This window comes from Bradyrhizobium sp. SZCCHNRI20481, assembly GCF_032485055.1.
Classification (GTDB): domain Bacteria; phylum Pseudomonadota; class Alphaproteobacteria; order Rhizobiales; family Xanthobacteraceae; genus Bradyrhizobium.
This window is the reverse complement of the sequence record NZ_JAUEUE010000015.1, coordinates 13,710-29,488: the sequence shown is the minus strand read 5'-3', so window position 1 is coordinate 29,488 and position 15,779 is coordinate 13,710. Positions and strand designations below refer to the sequence as shown.

General features: G+C 66.7%; 13 protein-coding genes. 7 read left to right on the top strand and 6 right to left on the bottom strand.

Features of this window, described 5'->3' with window-relative positions:
• Positions 1-44: 44 nt before the first annotated feature.
• Positions 45-1,616, bottom strand: a complete 1,572-nt coding sequence (locus QX132_RS23535) for an alkaline phosphatase D family protein (protein WP_316163017.1) — start codon at positions 1,614-1,616, stop codon at positions 45-47.
• 140 nt (positions 1,617-1,756) lie between these two features.
• Positions 1,757-3,115: a TAXI family TRAP transporter solute-binding subunit gene (locus QX132_RS23530; protein WP_316163016.1), complete on the bottom strand. Its 1,359-nt coding sequence runs from the start codon at positions 3,113-3,115 to the stop codon at positions 1,757-1,759.
• Between the two features lie 246 nt (positions 3,116-3,361).
• Between QX132_RS23530 and QX132_RS23525 the strand changes: the two genes are divergently transcribed.
• On the top strand, positions 3,362-3,781 hold the full coding sequence (locus QX132_RS23525) for a 4a-hydroxytetrahydrobiopterin dehydratase (protein WP_316163015.1): 420 nt from the start codon (positions 3,362-3,364) through the stop codon (positions 3,779-3,781).
• Between the two features lie 105 nt (positions 3,782-3,886).
• Entirely contained in the window at positions 3,887-4,300 is a 414-nt protein-coding gene (locus tag QX132_RS23520) for a YkvA family protein (RefSeq protein WP_315758657.1), read from the top strand.
• Positions 4,301-4,428: 128 nt separating this feature from the next.
• Here QX132_RS23520 and QX132_RS23515 read toward each other — a convergent pair whose 3' ends face one another.
• The 3 genes from QX132_RS23515 to QX132_RS23505 all read right to left on the bottom strand — a co-directional run bounded on the left by QX132_RS23515 (position 4,429) and on the right by QX132_RS23505 (position 8,255).
• Positions 4,429-5,607 (bottom strand): TAXI family TRAP transporter solute-binding subunit, encoded by a 1,179-nt coding sequence (locus QX132_RS23515; RefSeq protein ID WP_315740459.1) that lies wholly within the window; start codon positions 5,605-5,607, stop codon positions 4,429-4,431.
• A 149-nt stretch (positions 5,608-5,756) separates the two neighbouring features.
• Positions 5,757-6,764: a hypothetical protein gene (locus QX132_RS23510; protein ID WP_315740458.1), complete on the bottom strand. Its 1,008-nt coding sequence runs from the start codon at positions 6,762-6,764 to the stop codon at positions 5,757-5,759.
• A 516-nt stretch (positions 6,765-7,280) separates the two neighbouring features.
• Entirely contained in the window at positions 7,281-8,255 is a 975-nt protein-coding gene (locus tag QX132_RS23505; protein ID WP_315797946.1) for an NADPH:quinone oxidoreductase family protein, read from the bottom strand.
• Between the two features lie 263 nt (positions 8,256-8,518).
• On the opposite strand from QX132_RS23505, the gene QX132_RS23500 reads away from it, so the two are divergent.
• From QX132_RS23500 to argG, 5 genes are all read left to right on the top strand, one after another.
• Positions 8,519-9,130 (top strand): invasion associated locus B family protein, encoded by a 612-nt coding sequence (locus tag QX132_RS23500; protein ID WP_315778183.1) that lies wholly within the window; start codon positions 8,519-8,521, stop codon positions 9,128-9,130.
• 115 nt (positions 9,131-9,245) lie between these two features.
• A complete protein-coding gene (gene rlmN, locus QX132_RS23495) occupies positions 9,246-10,457 on the top strand; it encodes a 23S rRNA (adenine(2503)-C(2))-methyltransferase RlmN (RefSeq protein ID WP_315811858.1) in 1,212 nt (403 codons plus the stop codon).
• A 158-nt stretch (positions 10,458-10,615) separates the two neighbouring features.
• Entirely contained in the window at positions 10,616-11,101 is a 486-nt protein-coding gene (locus tag QX132_RS23490; RefSeq protein ID WP_315740454.1) for a hypothetical protein, read from the top strand.
• Between the two features lie 46 nt (positions 11,102-11,147).
• A complete protein-coding gene (locus QX132_RS23485) occupies positions 11,148-11,927 on the top strand; it encodes a phosphatase PAP2 family protein (protein WP_315740453.1) in 780 nt (259 codons plus the stop codon).
• Positions 11,928-12,039: 112 nt separating this feature from the next.
• Complete coding sequence (gene argG / locus QX132_RS23480) at positions 12,040-13,377, top strand: argininosuccinate synthase (protein WP_315785759.1); 1,338 nt, start codon at positions 12,040-12,042, stop codon at positions 13,375-13,377.
• Positions 13,378-13,621: 244 nt separating this feature from the next.
• On the opposite strand, the gene QX132_RS23475 is transcribed toward argG, so the two are convergent.
• Positions 13,622-15,724 carry an OmpA family protein gene (locus tag QX132_RS23475; protein ID WP_316163014.1) on the bottom strand — a complete coding sequence of 701 codons (2,103 nt, stop codon included), beginning with the start codon at positions 15,722-15,724 and terminating at the stop codon, positions 13,622-13,624.
• Between the last annotated feature and the right edge of the window lie 55 nt (positions 15,725-15,779).

Below are 15,779 nucleotides of genomic sequence, written 5' to 3'. Positions count from 1 at the left end.
TGCCGTCGCAGCACGCGATCGTCTTGCCGCCGAACAACGAGACCTCAGCCGAGCTTCGGATCGAGCGTGGTCGACCACAGCGCGACGTCGGCGCGATCGCGCAGGGTCACGGTCATCTGGCCCGTGGCGCCCTCGATCTTGACGTGCCCGAAGAACTGCATGCCGGCCGATGGCGGCAGGTTCTGCTTATCGAGGCCCGGCGCCTTGATGAAGCGCACCTCGGGGCCGAAGGTGTTGTCGAGCTCGTTCGGACCGAACGTGCCGGCATGCAGCGGACCGGAGACGAACTCCCAGAATGGCTCGAAGTCCTGAAACTGCGCCTTGTTCGGATCGTAATAGTGCGCGGCCGCGTAGTGCACGTCCGCCGTCAGCCACACCGTGTTCTGGATCGGCGCCGTCTTGATGAAGCGCAGGATCTCGGCAATCTCGAGCTCGCGGCCGCGCGCCGGGCCGTCACCCTGGGCGATGGCTTCCGAGCCCTTCTTGTTGGCCGCGTCGTCATAGACGATGATGCTGAGCGGCATGTCGGAGGCGATCACCTTCCAGGTCGCGCGCGAATTGAGCAGCGCCTGCTTCAGCCAGCGCATCTGCTCCGGCCCGATGAAGTAGGACGCCGGACCATATTTGTCCTCGAGATTGGGACCGTTGGCGCCGCGGTAGCTGCGCTCGTCGAGCACGAACACGTCGAGATGCGGGCCGTAATTGATGGTGCGATAGACGCGTCCCGGCTCGATGATGCTCTCGCGCATGGGATACATCTCGTGAAAGGCGCGCGCCGCGCGGGCCGCGAGCAGCTGGATGTTGCGCTCCTTGTAGCTGGCCGGCAGCTCCTTGGAGGCCGACCAGTTGTTGGTGACCTCATGATCGTCCCACTGCACGAAGATCGGCACTTCGGCATTGAAGGCGCGGACGTTCTCGTCGAGGAAATTGTATTTGTGAGCGGCACGGAACTCGTCGAGCGTTTCGGCGACCTTCGCCTTCTCTTCCACGGTGAGGTTCTTCCACACCTTGTTGTCCGGCAGCTTCACCTCGGACTTGATCGGGCCATCGGCATAGATGGTGTCGCCGGAATGCAGGAAGAAGTCCGGGCGGTGCTTCTTCATCGTCGAGAAGGTGAACATGCCGCCATCATCGGGATTGATGCCCCAGCCCTGCCCCGCCACGTCGCCGCCCCAGACGAACGAGACGTCACGCTTGTTGCCTGGCGCGGTGCGGAAGCGGCCGGCCACGGCCTCGCTTTCGACCGCGGTATGCGACAGGTCGCGGAACTTGACACGATAGAAAATGTCCTGGCCGCTCGGAAGGCCGTCGATCAGCATCTTGGCCGTGAAGTCGCTTTCCGGAAGCGCGGCGATCGGTGGCAGCGCTCGCGCGTCCTTGAACGACTCGGTGGTCGCCACCTCGACCAGCATCTGCGACGGCCGATCGGCACGCGCCCAGACCACGCCGCCATCCATGCCAACGTCGCCGGACTGCACGCCATGCGTGATCTGCGGCCGGTCGGCGGCGCGGCTCAGATAGGGCATCGCCAGCGTCGTGACGCCGGCTGCGGCGGCTGTCGACAGGAAGCGGCGGCGGGACAGGGCTGTGCGCGGTCGAGGAATGCGAAGCGTCATGCGGATCTCCTGGTCGGATCGCGCGCGGGAGCAGGCGCGAGCCACGGCCCGGCAGACCTAGAAAAGATTGATGACGCTGGAATTACACGCGGCGTCTTGGGCAGCGCGCGACACCGCCGCAGGGGGAGCGTGAGCCGACCTCAGGTGCCGGCGGCACGCAACTGCGCGCCGGTGCGCTGCAGATTGGCGGGCATGCTCATCAGGATGAGCTTGCGATCGGCCACCGCGTTGTGGAACTGCTCGAGCGCGATATTGAAGGCAGTCAGCGCCGCGTGCTCGATCGCGCCGTCCTCGAAGCAGGTCAGCGTGTTGCGCAAGATCTCGTCGGCCTCGGCCTGGAGCTGATCGAGCTCCTCGGTCGAATCGCACTTGCGCGCGATCGTGATCATCTCCAGCAGACGATCGCGCAGCGAGGTGTTGATGGTGCGTTCGTCGCGCTTGAGATAGCCGGCGAACCACGCGCCGGCCGAGCCCATCGCCGAAAGCGCCATCAGGCTCCACCAGATGTAGTCGCTGTAGCGGTCGAGGAAGGTCTTCTCCTCGCCGTCGACGAAGGCCGCCGCGCCGGGATGGACGGGGATCGCGGCGTCCTTGTCGGTGTCCGGCGTCTCGATCTTGGCGGCAAGCGGAAATTCCGACATCAGCTGCTGGCGCACCGAGAACAGCTGATGCGTGAACGTCGAGACCGTCGATTCGGCGAGGCCCTTGCGTGCCACGATGTGGTGATTGAAGCTGATCGTCTTCACTTCATCTTCAGGGCGATCGGGCGCCCCGCCGAACGCGCCGGCCGGAATCTCGGTGGCCTCGTATTCGGGATGGTTCTGTGCGATGGCTCCGGCGGAATCGATGGCCAGGAAGGTGGGGGGGCCGCCCTCCTTGGTAGCGGCGGCGATCGCATCCGCCGTGATCTTGCTGTTGATGGGACCGGCCGCCAGATAGACATCGGCCCTCTGGCTTCGGACCGCTTCGGCGGCCTCGGTGATCGGGAATTGGACGATCTCGACCTTGCCGGGGTCGACGCCATATTGGCGCAGGATGACCTTCAGCAGGTTCGCGTTCGCCGGCGTCCGGCCGATGATGCCGACTTTGTGGCCCGCGAGCTGCGAGATCTTCGTGATCTTGGCGCCACCCTTGCGGCTCTTGCCCTTGCCGGACGAGGGCACCCAGAGGACGACGACGTTCTTGCGCAGCGTCGCTACCGCCTGTGCGTTCTTTGGGACCTCGAGGTCGCCCCGCACGATCGCAAGGTCGACCTTGGCGGCGGCCAGCGCCTGCGCGCTCTCGGCGGCGCCCTCGGTCGGAACCGGCCGCAGCCTGACGGAGGCGTGCGACTGGGAAAAGGCCTGGGTCAGGGCCTGGACGACCTTGAGGTCGTCGCTGTTGGGCGGACCGACCGCGATCTTGAGCACCACGGGACGCATCGCAAAATAATAGGCACCCGTCAAAGCGCCGACGACCGCGAGGATCCCGGCGATGACGATGAACACGGCAGGGCGCATCCGTGAGCGCTGCGCTGGCGTGGTCTGAGTATCTACCAGATTCCGTCCTCCGGTGGTCCCAGGCCGGGCGACGTCACCGGCGGCTTCGTCTGGCCACGTCGTCCTTCGATAGAGCTGAACTGTAGCAAATTTCTTGTCCGCCCGGGGTGACATCTGCGTCATGGTTACCACCGCACCAGTCCACCGCAGGATCGGGGCAGTTCCGAGCCCCTCCGGCATGGCGCCTGTGACAAGGCTCTGATCGGGATGCGTTTTCGGCTAGTCTTGGCAACCGGACACCGGCGCGATCCAGCCGGAGGTAGCCCCGCAATCGCCCGGACGCTGCCACGTGTCCGGTCGATTGCACCACAAGAGGAGATCGAGATGCCGCAACGATTGTCGGCGGAGGCACGCGCCACCGCCCTGCGGGAGCTTCCCGACTGGTCCGAGGCTCAGGGTCGTGAGGCCATCGCCCGCACGTTCACATTCACAGACTTCAACGAAGCCTTCGGCTTCATGACCCGCGTCGCCCTGGTCGCTGAAAAGGCTGACCATCATCCCGAGTGGCGCAACGTCTACCGCACCGTCGAGGTGGTCCTCACGACCCATGACGCAGGCGGCGTGACCATGCGCGACATCGAGCTCGCCAAGGCGATGAATGCGATCGCCGCGACGATGCGCGGCTGAGGCCTTGGCGACGACGGCACGCGCCTTGCGGCCGGCGTCGCCATCACCACATCCGAGGGCGAGGACCGCGCCTCCAGCGCCGTCTGGAACCGGAGATCGGACATCATGTCGGATGCGACCGACTACAACGTTGGCTTCGAGCCCGCGGAGCGGCTGGCCCGGGATCGCGAGACCCTTCGCCGCCGTTTCTGGATCAAGTTCAAGAAGGTTGTCGCGCGGTTGCCGTTCGCCGAGGAGCTGCTTGCGGCGTATTACTGCGCCTTCGACAAGGAGACGCCGCGGCACGTCCAGGTCGCCCTGCTCGGCGCCATCGCCTACTTCGTCGTGCCGTTCGACTTCATGCCTGACGTGTTGCCCATCCTCGGCTTCACCGACGACGCGGCGGTGCTCGCCACCGCCATCCGCATGGTCGCCTCGAACATCACGCCCGACCATCATGCCGCGGCCCGCGCCGTACTCGCGCGGCTGGCGGCAGACAAGAACGCTGACGTCGCGAAGGACGGCGAGAATATCGGCTGACGGCGGCTCGGGCCGGCAAGCCGGGTTCCCGCAGTCAGCGCCTCGGAACGGCACAACAGCATACAACAGCAAAAGCCCCGCGTTCGCGGGGCTTTTCTCCTGATGGGACCTCGTCAAACGCTACGAGCTCAGCGCTGGCCACGCGCCTGGGCGCGGGCGCTGCCGGTCTTCTCGGCCTCCCAGGCCTGGTACTGCTTGAACAGCGCCTCGCGGTCGGCCTCGCTCGGCATCGCCCTGCCGGCGCTGCTCTGCTTCAGGAAGTCATCGAAGCGGTCGCGCTGTGCGCCTTCCATGGCATGGCTCTCCAGCCATTTGCTCGCGGACGGCAGCCGCTGCCAGCCGGCCAGCGGCGCCGACAGCGAGACCTCCTTCCACTTCGGATGGAACGGCGGATTCTGGAACGCCGGGAATTTGGTGAAGAAGGCATCGACGAAGGTCGCGAGCTTGCGATAGCGGTCGGTGTTCGGCGCCCAATTATAGGCGGCGAGCACGGCCGGCACCGCGATCGTGTCGACCTTCTCGCCCTCGGCGATCAGGTTCGGATAGTCCTTCGCGGTCAGGGTCGCCGGCAGGTAGTCGGTCTGCAGCGGTCGATCGTAATCGACGTTGACGAGATGGAAGCGCCCGTCGTTGACGAAGGTGCTGACCGACTTGTAGGGCTTGCCGCCGACCACGATGACGGCATCGAGCTCGCCGCGCTTCAGCTTCTCCATCGCGATGCGCTGCTCGATATAGGCGAAGTTGGCGCGCAGGCCCAACCGCTCGAACACCGTCAGCGCCGTGACGAAGGTGCCGCCATTCGGCAGGTCGACGCTGACCCGGCGGCCTTCGAGGTCACGCAGCGTGCGCACCGCGCGTGGCGCGATGACCTGCATCTCCTCGTTGTAGAGCTTGGTGACGTAGGTGAACTGCCGCTTGATGTCCTTGGCGAAGCCCTTGCGCTCGAGATAGTCGAGCGTGTCGGCTCGGACGATGCCGAGATCGACACCCTGCAGGAACAGGATGTCGGCCACGCTCTGGACCGAGCCGCGGCCGACGATCGGCAAGACGCGCAGATTGTTGCCGTCATCGAGCAGCGAGGCCAGGTCGGCGCCGAACTGCACATAGGTGCCGCCGATGGTGCCGGTGATGAGCGTCACCGTGTTGGCGTTCAGCGCCTGCTTGGTCTGCACCGAGCCGAACTGGAAGATCGCCTTGAGGCTGTCGCTCACCTTGGCGGGGTCGAACTCGCCTTCCTCGGCGTGGGCAGCAAAGCCGCACGCTATCATCATCATTGCGGCTACGGCCGCTCCAACAACACGTCGCATCTGTCCCCCTCGATGTAAGGTTGGCACATGTTTACGAGCCGGAACGCGGGCAGCACCAAGTCTCGCCTGGCGTCGCCCATGAACGGACTCGAAAATCACGCGTGAAACAAAAAAATGAAACGGGTCGGCATCGCTGCCGTCACGAGCGTTCAGTTCTGCAACTGATCGAGCCTGCGCTGCGCTTCGGTCGAGCCGAGCTGGGCGGCGCGGCGGTACCAGTTGCGCGCCGCAGCCGGATCGGCATTGATGTTGCGGATGTCCTTCGTTCCCAGCACGTGCGGATCGTAGGTCTGCGCAAGCATCAGCGCCGCGGCCGGTTCTTGCGCCTCGGCGGCGCGCTCCAGCAGCAGTCGCGCCGGCGGGATGTCGCCCGCCGCCAGCAGGCTCTTGGCGCGTTTCATGATGCCCGCGAGCTCGTCGGGATCGAGCCGGCGGACCTGCGCGGGCGGCGGAGCAGCGGTCACGGCGCCGAGGCCGGGCGCGACGATTGCCGATCCGGCGCCCGGCGAATTGATCGAGGATGGCTCCATCGCGCTCGGGGCCGGCGCGGATGGTGCCGTGGCGAAGCTCGGTGGTGCTGCAACCGGCGCGGGCTGCGTCACGCTACGATTCTGCAGCGCTGTCTGGTAGGCGTTGGCGATGTCGTCACGCGTCGGTGCCACGGCTGCCGTCTGCACCGGCGCCGCCGCAGCCGGCGGCTCGGGCGGCAGTCGCGCCGGCTCGTTCAGCTGCATGTCGCGCGCGGTGAGCTGCGTGTTGGTGGCCTGCGGCGGGGCCGTCGGATCCGGCGTGGCGCCGATGATGGAAGCCTTGGCACTGGCGATCAGGTCGCGCGTCGCATCCGAGGTGACAAGCGCGAAGAGCACCGCGACGCCGGCCGCAGCCACCACGGCGAGAAGAATCCGAGACGAGACCGACACGCGGCGGGTCCGCACCGGCCACTGGTCCTCGAAATGCGTGCTGTCGATCTGATTGCCGCTCTCATACTCAGAGAGGAACATCGGCATCGATTCGTCGTTTGGATAGTTGTCCTGGGTCGACCGGCCGAAACGATAGTTCGGTGGGCGCTCCTGAGGGAGTTCATCGGGGAAAGGCCTGAAGTCAGGCTCCGAAGGAGTTCTGTTGTTGAAACGCCCGCGCGTCGTCCGCTCAGCCATGGCCTTCATCCCCATCTCAACTTCACGCAACATACTTTTGGTCCCAAGCCCGTCAGAAGCTCGAGACACGTCACGATTGCCAGAGGCACCCCACTGCCGACAACTAATTGACTAATTGAATCCGACTAAAAGTGGACGAGAGCCGGCATGATTCTGGAAATATTTTGATCTGATTGTGGCAACGCGAGTGCGACATCGCACCGCACCAAATCCAGAAACGTCGAAATAACAACAGCCAAGCCCTACAATTTACCATGCCACAATGTGGCTCGGTTGCGTTAACCAAGAAACGCTCGTTTTCGGATTTTCTGCTTCCGGTTGCGAATCCGTGACGCCGGCGCGGCAGCCCGCAGAACAAATTTGCGGCGCCTCGCAGCGCGAGGATGTCACAGCGACCTCGGGCCGGCTCGAGCAATCCGTCCGCGGAGCAGGCAGGGCTCTGCTCGGTTTGGTTGCGCGGATCAGGGCGAGGCTACCCCGGGGATTTCGCACCCCGGGCGCCTTCATCGCACGTCCTCAGGGGTGCAGGATCACCTTGCCCATCGCCTGGCGGCCGGCGAGCACCTTCAAGGCATCGGCGGTCTGCGCCAGCGGGAAGGTGCGGTCGACATGCGACGACAGCTTGCCCTCTGCGGTCCACCGCACGAGCTTTTCGAGGTTGGCGCGGTTCTTGGCGGGGTTGAGTCGGGTCCAGGCGCCCCAGAACACGCCGCGGATATCGCAGCCCTTCAGCAGCGCGAGGTTCAGCGGCATCTTCGGGATGTCGCCGGCGGCGAAGCCGATCACCAGGAAGCGGCCCTCCCAGGCGATGGAACGCAGCGCCGCCTCGGCGTAGGCACCACCGACGGGATCGAAGATGATGTCGGCGCCCTTGCCGTCGGTGAGCCGCCGCAGCCCCTCCTTGAGATCCTCCTTGGCGTAGTTCAGCGTCAGCGCCGCGCCGTGCTGCCTGGCGAATTCGAGCTTCTCGTCCGAAGAGGCACAGGCGATGACCTTCAACCCCATCAGCTTGCCCAGCTCGCACGCCGCAAGGCCGGTGCCGCCGGCCGCGCCGAGCACGGCCAAGGTCTCGCCCGGCTTCGGACTGGCGCGATCCTCCAGCGCATGCAGCGCAGTGCCGTAGATGATGATGATGCCGGCGGCGCGGTCGAAATCGAGATTGTCCGGAATCTTGACGATCGACGCTGCTGGCAGCGCGATCTTCTCGCGCGCGCCGTTATGGCCGCAGGAGGCGACGACACGGTCGCCGACCTTCAGGTCGGTGACGCCATCGCCAACGCTTTCGATGATACCCGCGACCTCCGCACCCGGCGAGAACGGGAACGGCGGCTTGATCTGGTACTTGCCCTGGATCATCAGGATGTCGAAGAAGTTCAGCGCCGCCGCCTTGATCGCAATCACAGCCTCGCCAGGACCGGCCACCGGATCGGGCACCTCGGTGAGGACGAGATCGTCGGGCTGGCAGAATTGCGAGCAGAGAATGGCTTTCATTGGCGCTCCTTGGTCGTTGGTGCCGGATCGAGGTCCGGCTTTGGGAACGTCATGCCGGATTTGCCGCCGCGCCACAATCATCATGAGGCCGCGGCATGTGCGCGGCGCCGGCCCAAGGACGCGAAGCGCCGGACAATCCAGGTCTGCGGCCTTTGCAAGCGAAGCGTTTAGCCGCTATCCATCGCGACCAAGGATCAGCGATTCCGGGCCATTTTCCAGTCACAATATTGGTGGAACGAAGTCGCGGGGGAACTCAACGTATCATGTTGTTCGGGCGATTGTTGACAACGCTGGTCGGCAGCGTGCTGCTGTTCGGAGCACCGAGCCTCGCTGCGGCACAGAGCGCTGCGCCGAGGGCCGCCGCTCCGCAATCGAAGGCGGCACCGAAATCGGAACCGAAGCCAGCCGTCCCGAATATCGGCGGGGCGGAACCGACGCTGATCGGACAGTTCGGCGGCTGGGGCGCCTATACCGCGATGCCCGGCGGCAAGAAGGTTTGCTTCGCGCTGGCCAAGCCGACATCTTCCAAGACCAACCCGCCCAACCGTCCGCGCGATCCTGCCTATGCCTTCGTGTCGACGCGGCCCTCCGAGAAGGTCTTCAACGAGGTCTCGATCATGATCGGCTATGCGCTGAAGCCCGGATCCGACGCCGCGGTGGAGGTCGGCGGCGCCTCCTACGCCATGTATACCCAGGGCGACGGGCTCTGGATCAAGAACGCCGCCGAGGAAGAGCGGATGGTCGATGCCATGCGCAAGGCGCCCGAGGCGGTGGTCAAGGGCGTCTCGGTCAAGGGCACGGAAACCACCGACGTGTTCTCACTGAAGGGCCTGGCCCAGGCGCTCGACCGCATCGCGCAGGATTGCCGCCGGTAGACGGCAGCCGCCGATACCGCTCGCCGGGCGGGTCGCATTTGCCGGCCGGATCGTTATATATGCCCGCTGAAAGCCTTCGGCCGCCGCGGCCGGGCAGCACTTTGGGCCCATCGACATGGCAACGACTGCCGGGCTGCGCGATTCCTCCGCGCCCCTCGAAAAGACGCCGCTCGAAACCTACGTCCCGCCGGCGAAACCTTCGCTGATCGGCCTGTCGCGCGCGGAGCTGGCGGCCAGGCTCGGCGACATCGGCGTGCCCGAGCGGCAGCAGAAGATGCGGGTGCAGCAACTATGGCACTGGATCTATTTCCGCGGCGCCAGGTCGTTCGACGAGATGACATCCGTGTCGAAGGACACGCGCACCGCGCTTTCCGAACGTTTCACGGTCGAGCGTCCCGAGGTCGTGGCCGAACAGATTTCCAACGACGGCACCCGCAAATGGCTGCTGCGGCTGCCGAGCGGCGACGATCTGCAGAAGGCCCACGAGGTCGAGTGCGTCTACATCCCCGAGACCGATCGCGGCACCTTGTGCGTCTCGTCGCAGGTCGGCTGCACGCTGAACTGCGCGTTCTGCCATACCGGTACGCAGCGGCTGGTCCGCAACCTCACGGCGGGCGAGATCGTGGGCCAGGTCATGGTGGCGCGCGACCGGTTGAACGACTGGGCCGACCGCGAGACCCCGCTCGGCAACCGGCTGATCACCAACATCGTCATGATGGGGATGGGCGAGCCGCTGTACAATTTCGATGCGGTGCGCGACGCGCTGCTGATCGTCTCGGACAACGAGGGCATCGGCATCTCCCGCCGCCGGATCACGCTGTCGACCTCGGGCGTGGTGCCGAACATCAAGCGCGCCGGCGAGGAGATCGGCGTGATGCTGGCGATCTCGCTGCACGCCGTGCGCGACGAGCTGCGCAACGAACTGGTGCCGCTGAATCGCAAATATCCGATCCAAGAGCTGCTGCAGGCCTGCCGCGACTACCCGGGCGCCTCCAACGCGCGGCGCATCACCTTCGAATATGTGATGCTCAAGGGCGTCAACGATTCGCTCGATGACGCCAGGCTGCTGGTCAAGCTGCTCAAGGGCATCCCGGCCAAGATCAATTTGATCCCGTTCAATCCCTGGCCCGGCTCGGCCTATGAGTGCTCGGACTGGGAGCAGATCGAGAAGTTCTCCGAATACGTCTTCAACGCCGGCTACTCCTCGCCGGTGCGCACGCCGCGCGGCCGCGACATCCTCGCCGCCTGCGGCCAGTTGAAGTCGGAGACGGAGAAGCTGTCCGCGCGGGAGCGTCAGGCACTGCGCGCGATGGCGATGACGGATTGATGATTGATCGCGCCTGCATCTCCGAACAAGATCGTCATGCCCGGGGCTTGACCCGGGCACCCATCAATTCATCGACTGAATGGTGGATGGCCGGCTCAAGCCGGCCCATGACGGGCGAAGAAAACGGGGCCTCGCTTGGGTAACACGGGTCTAAAGCCATGGCGCTGATTGGCCGTCTCTTCGTGATCGCTTTCGCCTTTCTCGGCGCGTGCTTCCTCGCGGGGCTGATCGTCGTGACCGCGATCCTGTTTCCGGAGTTCGCCGATCTCGGCAACGGCCCGATCGATCAGGGCGCGTTCGAGGTCATCATCGGCTTCGGCTTCATCTTCGTGTCGGGCTTCGCGCTGATCCCGGCGCTGCTGATCTCACTGATCACCGAGGCGTTCTCGATCCGCAGCGTGGTTGCTTATGCGATCGGCGGCGGGGTGGTCGGCGCAGCCTGCTATCTCGGTCTCGTCCCGTTCGATCCCGAGACCTTCCGCTTCGAAGGCATCGTGCGCCGCCATCTCGAGATCCTGACCGGCGCCGGCATCGTCGGCGGGTTGGTCTATTGGCTGATTGCCGGGCGCAACGCCGGCCGCTGGCGCGAGCCGCCGCCGCGCCTGCCGCCACCGCCACCATTGCCGTCGGGATCGCCACGTTGAGCCGCCGGCCTTTCCATCGCCACCTGCTTTCGCTAAACCGCGCGTCATGAACCGGACTGGCCTCTTCATCGCATTGTCGCTCGCGCTCGTCATCGGCGTGCTGTTCGGCGTCTATCCCGAGCTCGATCTCAAGCTGGCCGCGCTGTTCTACGATCCGCGCACGCGCAGCTTCCCCTTGAAGCTCGACGGCTATGCCGCGTTCGCGCGCGATGCCGCGATGTGGCTCGCCTGGGGCATCGCGCTGCCGTCCATCGTTGCGCTGGTGGTGAAGCTCATCCGTCCCGACCGGCCCCTGCTGGTGAAGGGCCGCACCATGGCGTTCCTGCTGCTGACCTTGTCGCTCTCGGCCGGCGTGCTCACCAATTTCACCTTCAAATCCTATTGGGGCCGGCCGCGCCCGGTTGTCGTGGCCGAGTTCGGCGGCGACATGCAGTTCGTGCCGTGGTGGGATCCGCGCGGCGGCTGCGGCCGCAACTGCTCGTTCTTCTCTGGTGAGGGTGCCACCGCATTCTGGACCCTGGCGCCGGCCGCGCTGACGCCGCCGGCGATCCGGCCCGTCGCCTACGGCGCCGCCGTCCTGTTCGGCCTCGCCACCTCGGTGTTGCGGATGGCCTTCGGCGGCCACTTCCTCACCGACATCGCCGCCGCCGGCCTCGTCACCTTCATCGTGATCTGGCTGCTGCACGGCTACATCTACCGCTGGCCGTCCACCCGCCTCACCGACGCCGGCATCGACGCCGCCCTGACCCGCTTCGCCTGGCCGGGCTTCCGCCTGATGCGCCGGCTGTTCGGCCGCCGTACCGCGGATACCAGCCCCGCGGCCTGAGCGCGGGCCGGTCACCCTCAGTCGCCATTAAAGGCGTGCCCAGCAACGCAAAATCTGTTATTCGCGCCCGAATTTCTGAACGGCGCAGCCACAAACACGGTTGGACTCTCCCATGACCACGATCCTGAAAAGCCTGCCCAAGGGCGAGAAAGTCGGCATCGCCTTTTCCGGCGGCCTCGACACCAGCGCCGCGCTGCTCTGGATGAAGCAGAAGGGCGCGCGTTGCTTTGCCTACACGGCAAATCTCGGGCAGCCCGACGAGTCCGACTACGACGAGATCCCGCGCAAGGCGCTGAGCTTCGGCGGGGAGAAGGCGCGCCTCGTGGATTGCCGCACTCAGCTGGTGCATGAGGGCATCGCCGCGATTCAGTCGGGCGCCTTCCACATCTCGACCGGCGGCATCACCTATTTCAACACCACGCCGCTCGGCCGCGCCGTCACCGGCACCATGCTGGTCGCCGCGATGAAGGAGGACGGCGTCAACATCTGGGGCGACGGCTCGACCTACAAGGGCAACGATATCGAGCGGTTCTACCGCTACGGCCTGCTCACCAATCCCAATCTCAAGATCTACAAGCCCTGGCTCGACCAGCAGTTCATCGACGAGCTCGGGGGCCGCGCCGAGATGTCGGCGTTCCTGACCGCCAACGGCTTCAATTACAAGATGAGCGCCGAGAAGGCGTATTCGACGGACAGCAATCTGCTCGGCGCCACCCACGAGGCCAAGGATCTCGAGAGCCTCAGCAGCGGCATCCGCATCGTCAATCCGATCATGGGCGTGCCGTTCTGGCGCGAGGATTGCGCCGTGAAGCCGGAGACGGTCGTGGTCCGCTTCGAGGAGGGTCAGCCGGTCGCGTTGAACGGGCAGACCTTCAGCGATCCCGTGGCGCTGTTCCTGGAGGCCAACGCGATCGGCGGCCGTCATGGTCTCGGCATGAGCGACCAGATCGAGAACCGCATCATCGAGGCCAAGAGCCGCGGCATCTACGAGGCGCCGGGCATGGCGCTGCTGCACATCGCCTATGAGCGGCTCGTCACCGGCATCCACAACGAGGATACGATCGAGCAGTACCGCATCAGCGGCATGCGCCTCGGTCGCCTGCTCTATCAGGGCCGCTGGTTCGATTCGCAGGCCCTGATGCTGCGCGAGACCGCGCAGCGCTGGGTGGCGCGCGCCGTCACCGGTGAGGTGACCCTGGAGCTGCGCCGCGGCAACGACTACTCGATCCTCAACACCGAGAGCCCCAACCTGACCTACCAGCCGGAGCGGCTGAGCATGGAGAAGGTCGAGGACGCCGCGTTCACGCCTGCCGACCGCATCGGCCAGCTGACGATGCGCAATCTCGACATCACCGACACCCGCACCAAGCTGAAGCTTTATTCGGATACGGGCTTGCTGTCGGGATCGGAAGGCGCGGAGATCTTCCAGCTCGGCCACGACAAGAGCTGAGTTGGAGCTGTCGAGCGCAATCCTCCCCGTCTCCACCGCTGTCGTCCCTGCGAACGCAGGGACCCATATCCACCGACTGACATGGTGAGAGCCGGCTGCGGCTCCAGCCGTCGCAAAACTGGATCCTGTGAGTATGGGTCCCCGCGTTCGCGGGGACGACACCGAACAGGACGAAACGGATTGCCACTTACAAAAATGGCCGGGATCGTTCCCGGCCATTTTCATTTTTAGATCTGACGCAACCTCAGCGCGGCGGTGCCACGCCCGGAGGCGGCGGCGGCAGCGCGGCCTGGCCGCCATTGAGCAGCGGCGTGATGCGGCGGACCGTGACGCGCCGGTTGATGCGGCTCGGCCCCTGCGTCTGCTCCTTCAGATACTGCTCGCCATAGCCCTGCGAGGTCAGATTCTCCGCGGGGACGCCAAACTGCTGCGTCATCAGCGTGGCGACCGATTCGGCTCGGCGGTCCGAGAGCGACAAATTGTCGGTCTCGTTGCCGACCGCGTCGGTGTGGCCTTCGATCAGGAAGACCTCGCGCGGGTTGCGCTGGATCGCCTGGTTGAGGCCGTCGGCGATGACCTGCAGCTTCGCCACCTGGTCGGGACCGATCTCCCACGATCCGGTTTCGAAGGTGATCGTGTTGAGATCGATCGACGGCATCAGCTGGCGCACCGACGGGGAGTAGCGGACCTCGTCCAGCGAGTAGCGGCGCTGGACGCGCTCCACCGGTGGCGCGATCAGCGTGTCGTAGATGACATCCGGCGGCGCCTCCTCGGCGTCGACGATGTAGCGGTTGTAGGGGATGCGGATTTCCGGCGGCGGCAGGTCGACATAGAAGCCGCCGACCGCGGCGGGATCGCGATAGGCGTTGTCGATGATGATGATCTCGCGGCCGCCGATATCGCGGCGGATGCGGCGCAGCAGCCGGCCGTCGGCCGCCGTGACCGTGATGATCTGGCTGCCGTCGGGGCGGATCACCACCGTGCGCATCTCGCCGCGATCCTCCCGCTGCACGCGGATGTCACGCGCGCCGTAGCGGAAGCGCTCGAGCTCGTCGTGACGCACGAAGGACTGGCCGCTCGGATCGCGCACGATGACGCGTCCCGGCTCGTAGATCAGTGTGCGACCGCCCTCCTGGACCTCGCGGCGCTGGCCGCGGAAATCGTCCAGCCGCTGCGGCCCAGCCATCGGCGCGCCCGGCGCGATCGGTGTGAGCTGCTGTGCCGTCGGCGGTGGCGGCGCCGGGATGGGCGCAGTGACCTGCGGCGGCGGCCGATTGGACATGGCCGGGGGTCCGGCGGGCGGCACAGCGCCCGGACCGGCCTGCGGCGCGCCGGCGGGTCCCGGCCCCGGTCCAGCAGCACCGGGACCTGCCGCTGGAGGCGGCGCACCCGGAGCGCCTGGAGGCGTTCCCGGACGTCCGCCGGGCGGCGGGCTGCCGGACGGCGTGCCTTGCTGCGACGGCGTCTGGGTGGCCGCAGGCGCGGGTGGCGCCGGCGGGGTTCCCGGAGCAGGCGCGACCGTCCCGGCCGGCGCGGTGGGAGCACCCCGCGGCGGGGGCCCGCCTTGCGGGGAGCCAGGCGGCGGGCCACCAGCGCCCGGCCGGCCTCCCGGCGCCGGTCCACCCGGAGCGGGAGTCGGCGCGGCGGAAGGCTGCGGCGACGGGCTTGCGGCCGGCGGCGAATGGGGCGGCGTCGCGCCAGCCGGGGGCGGCGGCGTTCCAGGCCGCTGAGTCGGCGCCGCACTTGGAGGCGGAGCTGGAGGCGGAGGCGGAGCAACCACGGGCGGCGAAGGCGGCGTCGGCCGTGATGGTGCCGCAGCGGGCGGCGGCGGAGCAGGCGGAGCCGCCGGACGCGGAGGCTCGCGCACCACGGGCGGCGGAGCCGGCGGATGCGCCGGAGGCGCAGCGGCCGGGGGCGGCGGCGGTGTCGGACGCGGCGGAGGAGCCGCAGGCGGCTCTGCACGCGGCGGCGGCGGTGCGGGGCGCGGTGGCTCCGCACGCGGGGGCGGCGGGGGAGGTGGCGGAGGCGCGGGCCGCGGCGCCGCTGCCGGGGGAGGCGGCGGGGGAGCAGGACGAGGCGGAGCCGCCGCGGGTGGCGGCGGAGCTGCAGGCGGTGCCTGGTGGGGCGGTGCAGCGGCCGGCGGCGGGCCACCCGGCCGCTGCGGCGGGCCTGGCGGTTGACCCTGCGGCGGTTGCTTGGGCCGACCGTCCGGGCCGACCTCGCCGCCGGGGCCGCCTGGACCCTGCGCCATGATCATCGGCGCGCTCTGCGCGCGGGAGCCGGAGCTCATTAGTTGCATCGCCGACAGCGCAGTCGTCGCCAGCAGCAGGACGCGAAGTTTGCTCATGTGTCTTGTTTTCCCGGAACGATCTTTTTCAAGCACGGAGAGATCAACGAGTATG